The 17,579-nt window shown below is 42.3% G+C and carries 13 protein-coding genes and 1 pseudogene; 2 read left to right on the plus strand and 12 right to left on the minus strand.

Annotation, left to right across the window (positions count from 1 at the left end; translation table 11 throughout):
• Window positions 1–15 precede the first annotated feature (15 nt).
• From ACKWCA_RS19170 to ACKWCA_RS19210, 9 genes and pseudogenes are all read right to left on the minus strand, one after another.
• Window positions 16–1,191 carry an OmpA family protein gene (locus tag ACKWCA_RS19170; protein WP_413979847.1) on the minus strand — a complete coding sequence of 392 codons (1,176 nt, stop codon included), beginning with the start codon at window positions 1,189–1,191 and terminating at the stop codon, window positions 16–18.
• Window positions 1,192–1,311: 120 nt separating this feature from the next.
• On the minus strand, window positions 1,312–1,779 hold the full coding sequence (locus ACKWCA_RS19175) for a hypothetical protein (protein ID WP_413979848.1): 468 nt from the start codon (window positions 1,777–1,779) through the stop codon (window positions 1,312–1,314).
• Complete coding sequence (bshA, locus tag ACKWCA_RS19180) at window positions 1,763–2,908, minus strand: N-acetyl-alpha-D-glucosaminyl L-malate synthase BshA (protein ID WP_413979849.1); 1,146 nt, start codon at window positions 2,906–2,908, stop codon at window positions 1,763–1,765. The genes ACKWCA_RS19175 and bshA overlap by 17 nt, the downstream gene beginning before the upstream one ends.
• 73 nt (window positions 2,909–2,981) lie before the next feature.
• Window positions 2,982–5,894, minus strand: a complete 2,913-nt coding sequence (locus tag ACKWCA_RS19185; RefSeq protein ID WP_413979850.1) for a glycoside hydrolase family 3 N-terminal domain-containing protein — start codon at window positions 5,892–5,894, stop codon at window positions 2,982–2,984.
• Window positions 5,895–6,086: 192 nt separating this feature from the next.
• Window positions 6,087–6,569, minus strand: coding sequence for an ABC transporter ATPase (locus ACKWCA_RS19190; protein ID WP_413979851.1), 483 nt, complete (start codon window positions 6,567–6,569; stop codon window positions 6,087–6,089).
• A gap of 61 nt (window positions 6,570–6,630) precedes the next feature.
• Window positions 6,631–7,422, minus strand: coding sequence for a (Fe-S)-binding protein (locus ACKWCA_RS19195; protein WP_413979852.1), 792 nt, complete (start codon window positions 7,420–7,422; stop codon window positions 6,631–6,633).
• 10 nt (window positions 7,423–7,432) lie between these two features.
• Window positions 7,433–8,758, minus strand: coding sequence for a 4Fe-4S dicluster domain-containing protein (locus tag ACKWCA_RS19200; protein ID WP_413979853.1), 1,326 nt, complete (start codon window positions 8,756–8,758; stop codon window positions 7,433–7,435).
• A gap of 3 nt (window positions 8,759–8,761) precedes the next feature.
• On the minus strand, window positions 8,762–9,724 hold the full coding sequence (locus ACKWCA_RS19205) for an MlaD family protein (RefSeq protein ID WP_413979854.1): 963 nt from the start codon (window positions 9,722–9,724) through the stop codon (window positions 8,762–8,764).
• A gap of 792 nt (window positions 9,725–10,516) precedes the next feature.
• Window positions 10,517–11,212: pseudogene (locus ACKWCA_RS19210) on the minus strand (N-acetylmuramoyl-L-alanine amidase family protein); the annotation flags it as partial.
• A 199-nt stretch (window positions 11,213–11,411) separates the two neighbouring features.
• On the opposite strand from ACKWCA_RS19210, the gene ACKWCA_RS19215 reads away from it, so the two are divergent.
• Both ACKWCA_RS19215 and ACKWCA_RS19220 read left to right on the plus strand, forming a co-directional pair.
• Entirely contained in the window at window positions 11,412–14,162 is a 2,751-nt protein-coding gene (locus tag ACKWCA_RS19215) for a putative LPS assembly protein LptD (protein ID WP_413979855.1), read from the plus strand.
• A gap of 53 nt (window positions 14,163–14,215) precedes the next feature.
• Entirely contained in the window at window positions 14,216–14,602 is a 387-nt protein-coding gene (locus ACKWCA_RS19220; RefSeq protein WP_413979856.1) for a RidA family protein, read from the plus strand.
• 27 nt (window positions 14,603–14,629) lie between these two features.
• Here ACKWCA_RS19220 and ACKWCA_RS19225 read toward each other — a convergent pair whose 3' ends face one another.
• The 3 genes from ACKWCA_RS19225 to pfkA all read right to left on the minus strand — a co-directional run bounded on the left by ACKWCA_RS19225 (window position 14,630) and on the right by pfkA (window position 17,573).
• The gene (locus tag ACKWCA_RS19225) at window positions 14,630–15,487 is read right to left on the minus strand and encodes an N-acetylglucosamine kinase (protein WP_413979857.1); all 858 of its coding nucleotides are present in this window, start codon (window positions 15,485–15,487) and stop codon (window positions 14,630–14,632) included.
• Between the two features lie 76 nt (window positions 15,488–15,563).
• Window positions 15,564–16,565 (minus strand): type I glyceraldehyde-3-phosphate dehydrogenase, encoded by a 1,002-nt coding sequence (gene gap / locus ACKWCA_RS19230; protein ID WP_413979858.1) that lies wholly within the window; start codon window positions 16,563–16,565, stop codon window positions 15,564–15,566.
• A 21-nt stretch (window positions 16,566–16,586) separates the two neighbouring features.
• Window positions 16,587–17,573 (minus strand): 6-phosphofructokinase, encoded by a 987-nt coding sequence (gene pfkA, locus ACKWCA_RS19235; protein ID WP_413979859.1) that lies wholly within the window; start codon window positions 17,571–17,573, stop codon window positions 16,587–16,589.
• Window positions 17,574–17,579: the final 6 nt, after the last annotated feature.

The following is a 17,579-nucleotide window of genomic DNA, read 5'->3' on the forward strand; positions in this document are numbered from 1 at the left end:
TAATTTATTGGAATTTTAGAAACTCGTAATAATGAATTCCGACCTTCTATTAATTTGATGTTTTTCTTCGGGGCAATAGGTATCGTCATTACATTCGTTCAATAGATTGTCCTCTCCGAAGGCTTCAGCTTCGAGGCGTTCCTCCTCGATTCCTGCCGCAACTAAGAACTCTACTGTTCGTTTTACCCGCCTTTCGGACAACCATTTGTTATACGTTGATTTCCCCCTCGAATCAGTATGTGAGGTCACCCTAAGCTTCACATCGGGGTTCTCATCAAGGATAACGGTCAAGGCATCCAAGATTCCCTTTGAACGTTGGTTGATATAAGATGAATTCAAATCAAAGTATACATGGCCAAGGGCATCGATTCTATCCCTTAAATCCTGCTTACGTTTCTGCTCCGCGTCCAATCGCGCCTGCTCTGCAGCCGCTAGTTGGGCAGCTTCCTTTTCTCTAGCTAAACGTTCAGCCAACTCAGCTGCTTCCCTTTCGCGTTCAACATTCGCTATAGAATCGTTCACACGCTTCTTCTCGGCCTCAAGGGCTTCTATTAGGGCCAGTTTTTTCAACCCCTTCTTCGATAGTTCTTTCTCAATACCAAATTGATATACTACCCCAGCGGCATGCTGAATATGGTTGGTTCCTGAATCGCCGGTTCGCCATTTTCCTGAAGAGTTGAAATCCAACCCCCATCGGTCCGAAAACCAGGTACGGAAACCGATAACGGCATTATAAGTGGTTCTTCCGGTATTATTGGCATCTGTATAACCAAGCCCACCCCCTAAATACGGGTCAAACCAAGCGGTTTCACCTATTAATTTATTCAGGTCATAGGTAACTCTACTGTCAATGGCAAAATAGTCCGATTCTGTTTGGTTCACCTTACCATCGATAATCTTCCCTACCTTGTATTTGTTATACGTACCTATGGCTTCTACTCCGATACCGCTCTTGAAATAGCGCCCGATACTTACCCTATTGGGATAAGCAAGTGCATTCCATTCCGAATTCACCGCGAATAAGTCTTGAAGCATATCACCGGAATCATCGACGAAGTTATATCCGAGACCCACCATCCAAGAGCTTTGAACGATACTGTCTTTTGAAGTTAATTGTGGTACTTCTTGGGCATTGGAAAAGTGTACTACCAAGCATAGCAACACAAGCAAAGTTTGTGTATTTTTTCTCATGATAAAATAGGATTTGGGTCCTTATATCATGTAAAATTAGAGTGCTATCCATACGTCACAAAGAAAGTACTTTGAAATGCAGTAATATCGGTCAGAAAGTCAAAAAGGCCCAAACTGCGCTTATTGAGCCGCTTCGAAAACAATTTCTTTATCGGTCAAAGGCATTTTATATAGACTAAAAGGGGAGGTAAGACCTTGAAATTGTGCATCCTCCGACGATTTAAGCGCTGAGAGCAAAACCATTTCCGAAGTAGTTTCTTCCTTGATTTTGAGCACGGGAAGCGAGCCGTCATTGCGTGGTCCGCTACAAGTAACGATAATCATCTCTTTTTCAAAGTCGATATCCGGCACTGGAAGACCCGGTTTTCTTGTCTTATTTATTTGGGCGAAAAACGAGACTAAAGCTTTTGTACTAGTGATGACCATAGTTTCCGAATTCTCGGCCCCACTATATGAGTCGCTGACCAGTAGTTCAAAATCCGTTTGTTGCTCCGCACCGCCCTCTTTGGCAGTTGCTCTTTTTTGACCATTGCAGGCTACCAAAAGAAACGCGAACACTACAAAGGATTTTTTAGCTATATGATTCATCAAATCTACTGTTATAGGCTTTTTCGTATACTTCCTCATATAAAGGTAATACATTCATCAAGTCAAATTTCTCCGCCGATTTCATAGCATCTTGCTTGAATTTCTCCAAAACAGTGTCATCTTCCAAAATGGTTATCGCGTTCTCGGCCATCTCATCGATATCCCCGACATCACTTAAAAATCCTGTGACCCCATGTTCGTTCACTTCCGGAATACCACCTGCGTTGCTGGAAATGACAGGTACACGATTAATCATGGCCTCAAGTGCTGCCAATCCGAAACTCTCCGATTCAGAAGGTAGCAAGAACAAGTCTGAAAAGCATAAAATACGGTCTATTTCATTACTATTCCCCAAAAAGATGACTCTGTCCGATATTCCCAGTTTTTCACATAACAATTCAGCTCCCTCCTTTTCCGGCCCCTCACCTACCATTATTAATTTCGCTGGTATTTTTTGCTGAACCTTATGAAATACCTTAATTACATCCGGAATACGTTTTACCTTTCTAAAATTACTGATATGGGTCATTATTTTTTCGTCATCGTTGGCCATCAATGACCTTTGACAGTCCGTAAAAGAAGTGCTATACTTACGTTTGTCGATGAAATTCGGTATCACGGTAATATTCTTTCTAATATCGAAAGAACGCATCGTACTTTGTTTCAAGTTTTCGGATACCGAAGTGACTACATCGGAGTTATTAATACTAAAGGTGACCGCCGGCTTATAAAAAGGGTGCTGCCCTACTAAAGTAATATCGGTGCCATGTAGGGTAGTAATCATTGGCACATAGATATTTTCTTCCTCCAGCATTTTTTTGGCCATATAGCCTGCATAAGCATGGGGTATGGCATAGTGTACGTGCAGCAACTCAATACCATATAGCTTTACAGTATCTACCAACTTGCTCGATAGGGCCAGTTCATAGGGCTGATATTTGAATAATGGATATTCAGGTACATGAACTTCATGAAAGTGTATCCGGTTGCTGAGAAGCTCTAAACGAACGGGTTGTTTGTAGGTAACAAAATGGACTTCGTGACCTCTATTGGCCAAGGCGATTCCTAATTCGGTTGCCACTACTCCACTTCCCCCGAAAGTCGGGTAACATACGATTGCTATCTTCATTGGCTAAATTTAGTAAAAACCTATCTTAAGTCGATTTAACACCAAAATATTTACAAAAAGTTTATGAAGAGGATCAATTTACTATGGATTCGTAAATTGCTTTTTGTATTCTAGTTCTGAGACCTGTTTTCACCAATAAGGTGTTTGAGGCTGATGGGTAGGTTCTATTCGACAAAAAGACATAAACGATTTCCTCCTCTGGATCCGCCCAGGTATACGTACCGGTGAATCCACTATGGCCGAAGCTCTTTCTGGAAACACAACCGCAGGTAGGTCCGCTATCTCCCAATTGAGGTTTATCGAATCCTACACCCCGTCGCACCTTTTTATCGCAGAAATAACACTTATTGAACTTCTGTATGGTACGGCTATCCAGAAACTTCGTACCACCATAAGTACCATTTTGAAGATACATCTGCATAATCTTTGCAACGTCATTGGCGTTGCTGAATAGGCCAGCGTGACCTCCTACCCCGCCTTGCATAGCAGCTCCCATATCATGTACAAAACCCTGAACGGTTTGATACCGATAGTAATTATCCTCTTCAGAAGGTACGATTTGGTTCTTCGGAAACTTCTCTAAAGGGTTATAGCTTGTACGGGTAGCTCCGATAGGCTGATAGAGAAAATCATTTGCCAGCTGATCCAAACGTCTTTTTTTAGTGTCCTCAATATACTTTTTCATCACATAATAGGCCACATCACTATAGCGATAGCGATTCGATTTCAAATCTTGTCTTCCTATTCTATTGTATATGGAATCTTTATATGCATCGGTCAAATACAAATTGTCGGTTACCTTAATCGAAAAACCATCTAAGGGTTGCCTTCTATAAAACTCCGTCGAAGGTTTTCTTTTTTCATCAAGCGTGCTTACATAAAACGCGATCCACGAGGGCAAACGGCCATAATGCGAAAGGGCTTTCAATACTGTTACATCCTTTATTTCAGTATCTGAATATTCCGGAACCAACTCTTCAAATGTATCGTCGAGTGCAATTTCCCCTTCTTCCTCCATGTTCATTACAATCGGCAACGTACCCAATATCTTAGTAATTGAGGCAAGATCATAAATATGCTCAGGTGTGACCTTTTCCTTTGATTTATAGGTAGGCCTTCCGAAGCCCTTATTGTAGATAACCTTACCCTTGCGTGCAATCAGTACTTGTGCACCGGGATACATCATGGAGTCAAGACCGTTCTGTACCAGCTCATCTATTCTGGCCAATTTGGATGAACTCATGCCGACACGCTCCGGCAAACTATATCCAAGCCTCGCCAAAGACTTCAGCTGTACTGTTGTATTCACGGGAAAATCGGTATTGGCGGTAACCGGTAAGACCCCTTTTCCGGGAATGGCCCCAAATATAAGCTGCGCCGTCTTTTCTTGTGCCAATTTACTATTTTGATAAGCGACAACTACGCCATCTATACCTTTGAAAGAGGGAATATCCAACAAGGAATACGGCTTGGTAAAAGTAGTCAATATGAGATTAGAGCCCCGTTCTTTTGCTATTTCGCTTAACCATGTCAATTCCGTTTTTGTGAATTTGTACCCCTTCCAAGGACTTTCGTTGCTCTTGTGGTGCCCCACAATGACCAAATTAAAATCTTTGAGTCTGCCTTTTAGGGTCGCAATATCCTTTCCGTTCACCTGCGTGACTTTGGCATACTTGTTCAATTCTTTGATGAATGGTCCACTATGCGCATCGCCAAATTTCACATAGGCTATCTTCTTGTTCTCCAATCTTTTGATGCCCATCAAGTAAAAATCGTTCTTCACTACGGTGATAGCATTTTCAATGGCTTCTTCATATACCAGATCGTTTTCGATGGTATTCAAATCTTCATACAAATGATTCAGGTCAATAGGCTTGAAATTATGTAACCCCGCTTTATACTTGGCCATTAAGATTTTCTTTACCGATTCGGCCAGACGTTCTTCGGTAATCTTCCCTTTTTCATAGGCCTTTGTGAGCTTCTTCTTTGCCTGCTCAACTACTGTAGGCATCAGCAACATATCATTACCTGCTAAAAACGCATTGACCTCGGCATCACCGTTTTTTCCGTGATCGGTCACCCCTTTCATATTCAGGGCGTCGGTAAAAACCAATCCTTTAAAACCCATTTCCTCTTTTAAGATCCCGGTGATAATCTGTTCTGACAAGGAAGAGGGCAAGCCCTTTTTCAATTCAAGCGCTGGTACTTCTAAGTGTGCTACCATAACACTACTCAGACCTGAATCGATAAGTTTTTGATAAGGATACATTTCAACACTATCCAACCTTTTTCTCGAGAAATTGATGACGGGTAATGCATGATGTGAGTCCGTGGCCGTATCTCCATGTCCTGGAAAGTGTTTACCACTTGATAGAACACCTGCACTTTCCATTCCCTTCATGAACGCTACACCTTTTCTACTCACATTCTCCCGATCTTCACCGAAAGAACGATTTCCGATAATCGGATTTTTAGGATTAATGTTGATATCAATATCAGGAGCGAAATTGATATGTACCCCCAGGCGTTTGGCGTGTTTTCCGATTTGTCGACCGACCTTCTCCACGACTTTGTCGTCCTGAATGGCCCCTAATGTCATATTCCATGGAAAGGCATACGTAGAATCCAACCGCATGGCAAGGCCCCATTCAGCATCCATTCCTACTAATAAAGGTGTTTTGGACTGTTTTTGATAGTCATTTGTGAGCCTGGCTTGACGCACGGGTCCACCAGTTGAGAAAATGACCCCACCGATATGCTCATCTCGAATAAGCGATGTAATCCTATCAGTAGCGGCTTTTGGTTGGTCAGAGGCTACGCTCACCATAAAAAGCTGCCCAAGACGCTCATTTAAGGACATACTATTATACTTCGTCTCTACCCACTTTCGTTGGGCAATACTATCATCGACGACAAGCGGATTCTTCTGCGCGTTTAGGCAGAAGGCCGTTAAAAGCATAAATGGGAGAACATTAAAGATTCGCATACTGGGACGGTGTTAGAAAATAACTTAAAACACTATCGAATATTGTGTTATTGTTGAATTGCATTTTTAATATACTGTACTGAAGTCAACCAAAATTCAAACCAAACCGAACGCCATTTCACGAAAATCGACTATCAACCAGAAAAAATCGATTAATTCATTGCAAAGAGTGTCACCTAATGAAAGTGAAGACTACATAAAGCGACTGTGCCAGCTTTCAGATGCAGGCACTTCCCAATGTTCTAAATACTCGCCTTTATTCGTCACTAAATTATTGAAAACGATGGTATTACGCGAAACTGCTTTCTGCTTCGCCATTTTTTTGAAATCCGTTAACGGTTTATAGGCGATAAATTCTCCTTGCTTATACGAAACGTTCATTTTATCGAGTAACTCGACACTGTACCGTTTTTCTAATTGTTTAATGAAATGTACCGAGGCATCGATTGAACAACCGGAGGCGGCGTTCAGTGATTGATCTAGGGCCAGAATCAAAAAGCGATTATACCGAATTTCATAGCCCGCTTTTAAATCGGCTCCATGAGCGGTCCAATCGGTGATAAAAACATCAAGTTCTTTTCGAATATTCCGTAATTCTTCATCGGTAAAACTGCGATTTGCTTGGTAAATCCAAATTCGTGCACTTTCCGGCAAGGTTTTAAAATCGACTAACATATTTAAATAGGCTTAGGTTCAAAGGCGTGGGGTGCCCTTTATCGATCAGTTCTTTTTGATTCTATAAATCAGCCGCTTTCGCTATCATTTCGGCTATATCCAACACGGCGATTGCAGCTTCTTTTTCTTTATTCTTTACTCCATCGGTCATCATGGTATTACAAAATGGACAAGCAGCCGCGATAATTTCCGGTTTAGTTTCCAATGCTTGTTCTGTACGCTCAATATTGACATCTTTGCTTCCTTCTTCGGGTTCTTTGAACATTTGTGCCCCTCCAGCACCACAGCAGAGTCCTTTCTTCTTACAGTTCTTCATTTCGACCAACTCGGCATCCAATTTCTTAATCAGCTCACGTGGAGCTTCATAAATACCATTGGCCCGCCCCAAATAACAAGGGTCGTGAAAGGTAATTCGTTTACCCCTGAATTCACCTCCTTCTATGGTAATTCTTTTTTCTGCTAATAGCTGCTTTAAGAATTGAGTATGGTGAACCACCTCATAGTTCCCTCCAAGACCGGGATACTCGTTTTTCAGCGTATTGAAACAATGGGGGCATGCGGTCACTACCTTCTTAACCTCGTAGGCATTCATCACCTCAATATTGGTCACCGCCTGCATTTGAAACAAGAATTCATTACCGGCGCGTTTTGCCGGATCGCCAGTACAACTTTCTTCGGTACCTAGAACTGCAAATGATACTTCAGCCTTGTTCAGTATTTTAACAAAAGCCTTGGTGATCTTCTTGGCCCGATCATCAAAACTACCAGCGCAACCGACCCAGAATAAGACTTCTGGTTGCTGCCCGGCCGCAAACAGTTCGGCCATGGTAGGTACTTTCAATTGACTTTCCATAACAATTATTTTATGATTCGTCCTTCCAATTCAAACGATCCATTTGATTAAAGGGCCATGGCGCTCCGTTGTTTTCAATATTCCCCATCATATTGTTCAAATCTGTGGGTGCCGCCGATTGCTCCATAACCAAAAATTGCCGCATTTCCATGATTATCGACAAGGGGTCGATGCTGACCGGACAAGCTTCTACACAGGCATTACACGAGGTACAGGCCCAAAGTTCTTCATTGGTAATATAATCGCCCAATAGTTGTTTACCATCATCTACATAAGATCCTTTATTGGCCTCCATATTCTTGCCGACCTCTTCAAGACGATCTCTGGTATCCATCATGATCTTACGTGGAGAAAGCTTCTTACCGGTCTGATTTGCGGGACATTCACTCGTACAACGACCACATTCCGTACAGGTATAGGCATTTAAGAGCTGTACCCAATTCAAATCCATGACATCCGAAGCCCCGAATTTTTCAGGTTCCGATGCTTCTTCCGCCGGTGCCGCATAGGGATCGGCTTCGGGATCCATCATCAATTTGACTTCTTGTGTAACGGATTCCAAATTTTTAAACTTGCCCTTTGGTCCAATATTCCCATAATACGTGTTTGGAAAAGCCAGCAGAATATGCAAATGCTTAGAATAGTAGAGGTAATTAAGAAAAAGAAGTATTCCGATGATATGCAACCACCATGCCGTACGCTCGACCATAATCAAAGAGGCCTCCGACATTCCTTGAAAAAGAACGGATAAGAATTGACTTACCGGAAAAAAACCAGCTTCCACATAAGGATCGACACCCAATTGTTGTAACTGAAAATCCGCACCGTTCATGGTTAAAAACAAGGTCATCAAAACGAGTTCGATGTACAGAATAAGATTTCCATCTTTTTTTGGCCAACCCTCCATTTCCGGCTTGATAAAGCGTTTAAGGCGTATGACATTCCGTCTAATCCAGAAGACTACGACCGCCACAACGACCAGTATTGCCAAAATTTCAAAAGAACCTATCAAGAAATCATAGACCACACCAAGAGGGGCAAAAATGCGATGGGTTCCAAAAATTCCATCAATGATAATCTCCAAAACTTCGATGTTGATTATAATAAAGCCAACATAGACGATAGCGTGAAGTATTCCAGCAATAGGCCTCACGACCATTTTGGTCTGCCCTAAGGCGATTTTGGCCATATTCTTCCAGCGAATGGAAGAATCGCCACTGATATCTACATCCCTACCCAAATTAATATTGCGACGGAGACGCGCAACATTTTTTGCAAAGTAGCCTATACCGGCCACAAGCAATATGGTAAATAAGATATTGGGGAGGTATTCCATCTACTATTTCTCGATTTGTTCTGCGGGATCTTCCTCAGGAACAGCATACTGTTTTTGCTTCTTACCAAAAACGGAAACGTTCACATACCGTTTCGGATTCAAACGAAAATCTTGTAATAACAAATCGAGTTCGCGAGAAGCATTGTTCAAATTGGTGTAAAGCTCTTCATCATTCACCAATTTCCCTAAGGTTCCATCTCCTGATTCAATACGGGCCATAAGCTTATCCAAATTAGCCATCGTTGTGCCCAAATCTGCCATTGTCTTACCCAAACCAGCGCTGTTCAAAGAATCGGAAAGCTTGGCAAAATTACCGGTCATTACTTCAAAATTGGAAAGTGAATTATCCAGTTTTTTCTCGTTCGTACCTAGTATTCTGTTCAATTTAGTAGCACTACCATTTAGACTGCTCATCAGTTCGTTCAATCCTGATATGGCCTCTCTCAAGTCTCTTTTGGCTTTGACATCCAACACTTGATTGACATTCAACATTACCGAGTCGGCATCGGTCAATGCAGATTCAAACTTCTCCAATATGGGAGACAGTTTCTGATCGGCAACCTCGCTTAGACTTGCCTTTACCGAAGTGGACAAGGTATCCCTGTTCGCTACCAGGGGGCCTTCAAAAACCGGGTTAACTCGAAGTCCTTTACCTCCTATAATCCCAGTATCATATAATTCTACCGAACTATTCTTAGAAAAGGGTAACTCACGGCTTACGGTAAACGTTACGAGTATATTCCCCGCGCCGTCTTTCCAATCGACACTATTGACCGCGCCTACATTTTTTCCATTAATGGAGACCGCTGTACCTGTCTGCAGTCCACCCACATCTTTGTATACGGCATAAAGCGTAACGTCATCATCAAAAAGGGAAGTGGATTTTAGAAAACTATAGCCAAAAATGACACAGACAATGCCCATTACTACAATCAATCCTGTTTTAATCTCTCTGGATAATTTCAAAAGGATGGTTTTTCTATGAGTAACAAAATTAGAAATAAAAATCTGAAGCAGCTATTATTCCGAAACTAGTTTTATTGCCTCGGGGGTAGGAATACGAACACCATCTTTGTAAGCCACAATATATGAGGTAGGATACCCTTTTGCATCTGCATTTGATTTTAGCAATTTGGCCTGGGTGAACGAATCGGTATTGCCGTACATATATCTATGAAATTCGTTAAAGCGCTCTTTAGAAAGTTTATTGAGCCCTCCAAAGTTAGATGCCTGTAGGGCGATATCCTTCTTGCTTGCCATCAATTGTACCTTAAAAACGATATTCTTGGTGTTCGCTTTCGGTGGTGCTTTCGTTACCGCCACTTCCTTTTTTTGGGGTTCGACGGCTTCTTTTGTTGGGCTGTCCGCAGGTGCTTCCTTAGCTGTTTCTTTGGTCTTGGTTGATTGACTTGCAAGAACCACCTCTTGTTTCACTTGCTCCGCTACCTCTTCAGCTACAGGTTCGGTAATCTCCTTTTCCACCTTATCGGCAACTACGGTGGTAGTTTCAGGGATAGTGTTCTCCTTTGGGGCATCGGCAACTTCCTTGACCTTTTCCGAAGCTTCGTTCGCCTCTGATACCTTTTCGGCCATCGGATTTGCTCCTGGATTTTTAGCAAACTGCTCTGCAGCATCGGAAATAGCTCCACTGGTATCCGGATCTGGTTCTTTCGCGACAATCTCGGTTTTTTCGTCTGGCTCGGAAACCACCGGGTTCGCTGGGCTTGTCATTTGGGAAGCACCTGTCTGCACTCCATCTCGGTAGGCGGTAATCGCTTGTGCAATACTTGCTCCCATTTCCGACTGCCCCCTTTTCGAATTCAAATAGGCTCCCTCATCATCATTGGTCAAGAAGCCTGTTTCTACAAGAACGCTTGGCATGAATGTCTGATGCAGAACTATAAAGCCTGCCTGCTTTACCTGGCGATCTTTTCTATTCAACTTTTTCGCAAAATTGTACTGTATGCTCTTGGCCAATGCGATGCTTTGATCTAAGAATTCTTCTTGCATAATCGTCAGGCCAATTACCGATTCGGGTGAATTAATGTCATAATCCGCATAGCGAGACTCATAATTGTCTTCCAAATAAATCACCGAGTTCTCTTTCTTGGCAATCTCAAAATTCTGTTTGTTCGCGTGTAGGCCCAGTACAAAGGTACCCGCACCATGGGCATTGGAAGTATGTGAGTCACAATGAACCGAAACAAAAAGATCGGCATTGGCCTTATTCGCAATTTCTCCCCTCACAAATAAGTCAACAAACGTATCGTCTTTTCTAGTATAGATTACTTTTATCCCTGGAGTTCGTTCTAAAATCGCTCCGGCATTCAGCACGATGTTCAGGGCAATATTCTTTTCAAGATATCCATTTCCAAGATTCCCTGGGTCGTGTCCTCCGTGACCAGCATCGAGTACGACAACAAATTGATCATCGTTTCTTTGACCGTTCAGCATGTTCGCAGTCAAAAAGAACAAGAAAAAAAGCACATAAAGAACGGAAAGGAACGAACCTTTTTCGTCATTGAAATTTGGGGACATCGGTGCTCTCATAATGGTTAAATTTATTGTAATACCGTATATGGGGAATAAAAAATATGTGTAAGTTTGACCTTCTTAAGTCAAGCCAGACCTTACAAAAATAGGATTTATAGCCTTGCAATCAAATAAACATCATTTACTTTTACTATTACTGCTTTTGGTAAGTGCGTTCTCGGCTTTTTCCCAAGAAGACCAATTGATTCCCTTACCGATCAAAGCGGAACCCGACTCGATTATCGCGCCTCTTTACCCTGTCATTGCCGAGCGGGATAGTACCAGCATAGATTCAACACAGATAACACCGGGCAATGGAAAGCCAACTTTACTCGTCGATGTTATCAACTATAAAGCCAAGGATTCGATTATATTAAGTCAAAAAAACCAGAAGATATACCTGTATAACGAAGCTGAAATCCTTTATCAAGATACCGAATTAAAGGCAGGCATCATTATAATGGATTATGTGAAAAATGAAGTCTATGCGGGTCGTATTAAAGATTCATTGGGCAACTATTCGCAATTGCCCTATTTCAAACAGGCCGAAAGTGTAGTCATACCCGATTCGATACGCTTTAACTTCGATACCAAAAAAGCCCTTATCTGGAACTCCAGAACCGAACAGCAGGCAGGAGCGGGCCAATTAGGTAGCGACAATATGAAAGTGTATGCCGAAATTACCAAAAAAGAGAACGATTCGGTTTATTTTTTGAGCGAGGCTAAAATAACGACTGCACAAGACACCATTAACCCAGATTACTACATCCGTGTTAGAAAAGCCAAATTTGTTCCTGGTAAAAAAATGATCGCAGGTCTCAGTAATATCTATATAGCCGACGTTCCTACCCCTATAGGTTTGCCCTTCGCTTATTTTCCATTGGCAGTAGGCCGCAGTGCCGGTCTTTTGATGCCCTCCATCGGCAACGACCCCAATAGAGGCTATTTTCTCCAGAACGGAGGCTATTATTTACCTATAAGCGATTATGTGGATCTCACACTCACTGGGGATTACTATACCAATGGCAGCTACGGCTTCAGAGGGCAATCTGTTTATGCCAAACGCTATCGCTATCGCGGAAATGTGAATTTTCGTTTTGAAAATCTCGTGAATAGTCAAAAAGGGTTTAGCGATTTTAGCAGAAGCTCGAACTGGAACCTACAAATATCCCATTCACAGGATCAGAAAGCAAGTCCCAATTCCCGGTTTTCCGCTTCGGTTAATTTAGGAAGTAGCCAGTATTATCAAAACTCGTTGAACCAAGTCAATACGGCTAATAGGTTGAACAATACCTTATCTTCTTCCCTTAGTTACTCAAAGACGTTTCCGGCCTATCCATCCGTAAATATGAGTCTTACCGCTACGCACAGCCAATTGACCTCGGAGACGGCTACGGCGGACGGCAGGGACAATATTACAATGACCCTACCTACATTTCAAGCTAGTATGGAACGTATTTTTCCTTTTGCAAAAAGGGATGGTATTAAAAAAGGGGTGATTCAGAACATCAATATGCAGTACAATGTCAACGCAAGAAATACCTTGACCACTAACGATGAGGACTTTCTGAAAAGCGAAATGTTCGACAACGCAAGGGTCGGAGCAAGACACACCATACCCATCAGTACCAATTTCAAAGTTGCAAAATTCTTTAGTGTCACAATGGGAGGTTCTTACGAAGATGTATGGGCCTTAGAAACTTTCAATCAGCGTTTTGTTGCGGGTGAGGGTACCGAAAGAGGTTCAGTCGTGCGCGATACGGTCAGCGGTTTTGATCGATACAATCAATACAACCTTAGTGCTAGTGTGGGTACGACCGTTTATGGAACTTTCAATTTTGGGGAAGATAAAAAGATTCAGGCCATACGTCATGTCATGCGCCCCTCTATCAGTTATGGATATGCGCCATCTTTTGACCAATTTTACGATGAGTACTTCGATCTTGATAAGCAAGAGTTTGTTCAATACAGTCGTTTTGAAGGTACGCTGAACGGAGCTCCTAGGTTAGGTAAATCAAATAGTCTCAGCTTTTCATTGGCGAATACCCTGGAAGCGAAAGTGCGTGATAAGGATTCCACGGCCACGGAACCCAAGAAAATCCCGATTTTAAGTAATTTCAATATCAGTACGGGATACAATCTGGAAGCGGACTCTTTAAAATTGAGCCCTTTGAGCATTAATGGCGGTACTTCTATTTTAGACAGTAAAATGTCAATCAACTTTTCAGCTTCCTTAGACCCCTATGCAATAGATAATACCGGCAGAAGAATCGATACTTGGAATATTGATAATGGCGGAAGTCTTTTTCGTTTGACCCGAGCGAATGTGAATATCAGTTATAGCATTAATAGTGAGATGTTCGGAAGAAAGGATGATGACGAAGAAGAGGAAGAGGAAGATGGTGAATATGACTATGTGGCCCAGAGCGGCGGGCGAGACGATGACCTTTTCGGTAGAGCAGACGATTTCAACAATCTTGATAATCGAGATCCCGATAGAAAAGACGAGTCGGATATCGATAATCCCGCCTATGCCGCAAAAATACCTTGGGACTTCAGATTGGCCTATTCGGCATCGTATAACAATAACAACAGGCAGGGTGAACTGACCAACCACTCTATAATGTTTTCAGGCAATATAGAACTTTCGCCGCGGTGGAAATTAAGGGGAAATTCCAGCTATGATTTTGTCAATAAGGGCTTTGGCCTCACCTCTTTGGGCTTTCAACGCAACTTAAAAAGTTTTGATATGAGTTTTAATTGGACCCCTTTTGGGCGTTTTCGTCAATGGAATTTCTTTATTGGAATAAGTGCTTCAATACTCAAAGATCTCAAATGGGAGAATCGCAGCCAACCACCCATTGTCAGATAGGTTTGGACTGCTCATCCATACCCTATTTATCACAGAAATAAAACATACATTCTATGGCTACAAAAAGAATAATCAATACCGAAAAGGCGCCAGCGCCAATTGGCCCCTACAACCAAGCTATTCTCAGCGACAATACCCTGTACATCTCGGGTCAGATACCAATGAATGCTGCAACAGGCGAGTTAATATCCGGCGATATTCAAAAGGAAACCAATCAATGTATGCTTAATCTGAAGGCGATTCTTGATGCGGCCGACATGTCTTTTCACAATGTCGTCAAATCATCCATCTTTCTGAAGGATATGCATCAATTTTCTTTGGTGAACGAGGTCTACGGCGGTTACTTCGACGCTGAAACCGCACCTGCCCGTGAGACTGTGGAGGTTGCAAATCTTCCTAAATTCGTCAATGTAGAGATTTCGATGATTGCCGTGAAATAGTAGGTCGAGATTGATGAAATCCGTGGGCTAGACCAACAGGTTTTCTTTGTGAAATTCCACCAGACCGTCAATAGGTCGTTGGCGTATTACACCAACAATCAAGTCATTGCGCTTAAGCACTGTGGTCAATTCATCACGAAGATAATGCGCAATACTACCCACAAAACAAATTGGCACTTTGGTGGCCAACTCAAACTGCATGATATAATTGTTTACGAACTGCTGAAAACCCTTGTCGATGACCCCTTTGCAGTAGGGGTGGTCTTTGTTCTCTACCAAAAATCGGGCAAAAGTTGCCAGATAGGTATTCGGGTTCGGTTGTTTGTATAGATTTTCCTTGATAACATCAGCATCGAGGTCATATTCTTTTGCGAACTTCATCGCCAGGTCTTGCGGCATTTTGTGAAAGTAGTAGTCGCGTATCAATTTGCGACCAAAGAAGTTTCCACTACCGTCATCCATCGGAATATAACCTAAGGAAGTTACTTTTTGAAAAAGTTGATGTCCATCGTAGTAACTACAATTTGATCCGGTTCCTAAAATACAGACAATGCTTTGATTACCGATTTTTGTTGTTGCGAAGATAGCGGCATAGGTATCTTCTTTTACATGGGCCTTGGCATTCGGAAAGAAATCTGAAAATATATCCTTTAGAAAACGCTTCATTCGATCCGTTCCACAACCCGCGCCGTAAAAATGAAGACGGGTAACTTCTTCCTTATTTTTCGAAAGCTCAAAATTATTTGCCAAACGATCTTCAATAACTGCTTTGGTCAACACCTCAGGACTCAACCCCAAAGTCTGGGTAAGAAACAGGCGCTCACCTTTTTCATCTAAGGCTATCCAATCTGCTTTGGTAGCTCCACTATCAACAATTAATATCATACCGCTCTATTTAAAAAAGACATCCTGAAAATTAGTGCATTTACACTAATTCTTCAGGATGTCATCATAAAAACTTTTATAAACTTGCTACGTGCTGAGTAAGATCTACCATTTTATTGGAGAATCCAGCTTCGTTGTCATACCAACAAATTAATTTGAAGAATTTTGAATTCAATTCGATTCCGGCTCCGGCGTCGAAAATGCTGGTACGGGCATCGCTAACGAAATCTTGTGATACCACGGCTTCTTCGGTATAGCCTAAAACTCCTTTTAAATCCCCCTCGGAAGCTGTTTTGAAAGCTTGCTTGATTTCCTCATAAGAAGTGTCTTTTTGAAGTTTTACCGTCAAATCGACTACGGAAACATCGGCTGTAGGAACACGGAAAGCCATTCCTGTCAATTTTCCTTCCAATGCAGGGATTACCTTCGTTACCGCCTTTGCAGCTCCTGTAGAAGCTGGAATGATATTCAACATAGCACTTCTACCACCTCTCCAGTCTTTCTTAGAAGGTCCGTCTACGGTCATTTGGGTAGCTGTGGTTGCATGTACTGTGGTCATCAATGCCTCTTCAATTCCGAAATTGTCATTCAACACCTTGGCCATAGGGGCCAAACAGTTGGTTGTACAAGACGCATTGGAAACAATGGTATCAGAAGCTTTGACCTCTGAATGGTTTACCCCCATTACGAACATCGGAGCGTCTTTCGAAGGCGCAGAGATAACAACTTTTTTGGCACCTCCATCAATATGATACTGTGCAGTCTCCAAAGTCGTGAAAATACCAGTACACTCGGCAACAATTTCAGCACCAACGGCATCCCATGCGATATTCTTGGGATCTCTTTCGGCAGTAATCCGAACGGTTTTGCCATTGACGATAAGGTTTCCATCCTGTACATCGACAGTCCCGTCGAATTTGCCATGAACCGAATCATATTTCAATAAGTAAGCCAGATGTTCTACATCCAGCAGATCATTTATGGCCACCACATCCACATCTCCTCTTTTAACGGTGGTTCTGAATACCAATCTACCTATTCTTCCAAATCCGTTGATTCCTATTTTCAAGTTTGACATTGTTCTCTATTTTTATATTTATTATGTTGTCATTATATCCGAAACCCTGATGAGTTCCTTATCGATTTTTGTATGCCCTTTGATTGCCTTACTGATCGGGGTAAAAGTAATCTCATTGTTCTGCACCCCTACCATCAGGCTGGTTTTGCCCTCTATCAAGGCCTCGACCGCTTTTACGCCCATTCTACTGGCCAATACCCTATCATAGCACGAGGGTGAGCCGCCCCGTTGCATATGACCCAGAACCGAAACACGTACATCGTAAATCGGTAAATGCTCTTCAACGTATTCCTTTAATTCAAATACGCTCTTTCCTATTTTATCCCCTTCGGCAACTACAACTATACTTGATGATTTACCCGATTTCTTGCTTCGCTTTAAAGATTCTATCAAGCGCTCCAGGCCTAAATTCTCTTCGGGTATCAAAATTTCTTCCGCACCGGCACCTACACCTACGTTAAGTGCAATATGTCCTACGTCGCGACCCATGACCTCAACAAAAAACAAACGGTTGTGTGAGCTTGCCGTATCACGTATCTTATCGATAACCTCGACCACCGTGTTCAAAGCCGTATCAAAACCTAAGGTATTGGATGTGCCAAAAATGTCATTGTCTATGGTGCCTGGTATTCCGATTACCGGAAAGTTGTATTCCTCGTTGAACTTCATAGCCCCGGTGAAACTACCATCTCCCCCTATCACCACAAAAGCATCTATACCTTCGGCAAGCAATTGCTCGTGGGCCATTCGCCGGCCTTCAGCCGTTCTAAAATCGTCACATCTCGCCGATTTCAAAATGGTTCCTCCTTTATTGATAATATTATTGACGCTACGGGCATCCATCGGCTTGAAATCGCCCTCGATCATGCCTTGGTACCCTCTATAGATGCCAACACAATCGACTTTCATATATGCGCAGGTCCGTACAACGGATCTGATTGCCGCATTCATTCCCGGAGAATCGCCACCAGAAGTGAAAACTCCTATTTTTTTTATCTCTGAAGTCATAAAAAA

The organism is Maribacter corallii, from assembly GCF_047345415.1.
Classification (GTDB): Bacteria; Bacteroidota; Bacteroidia; order Flavobacteriales; family Flavobacteriaceae; genus Maribacter_C.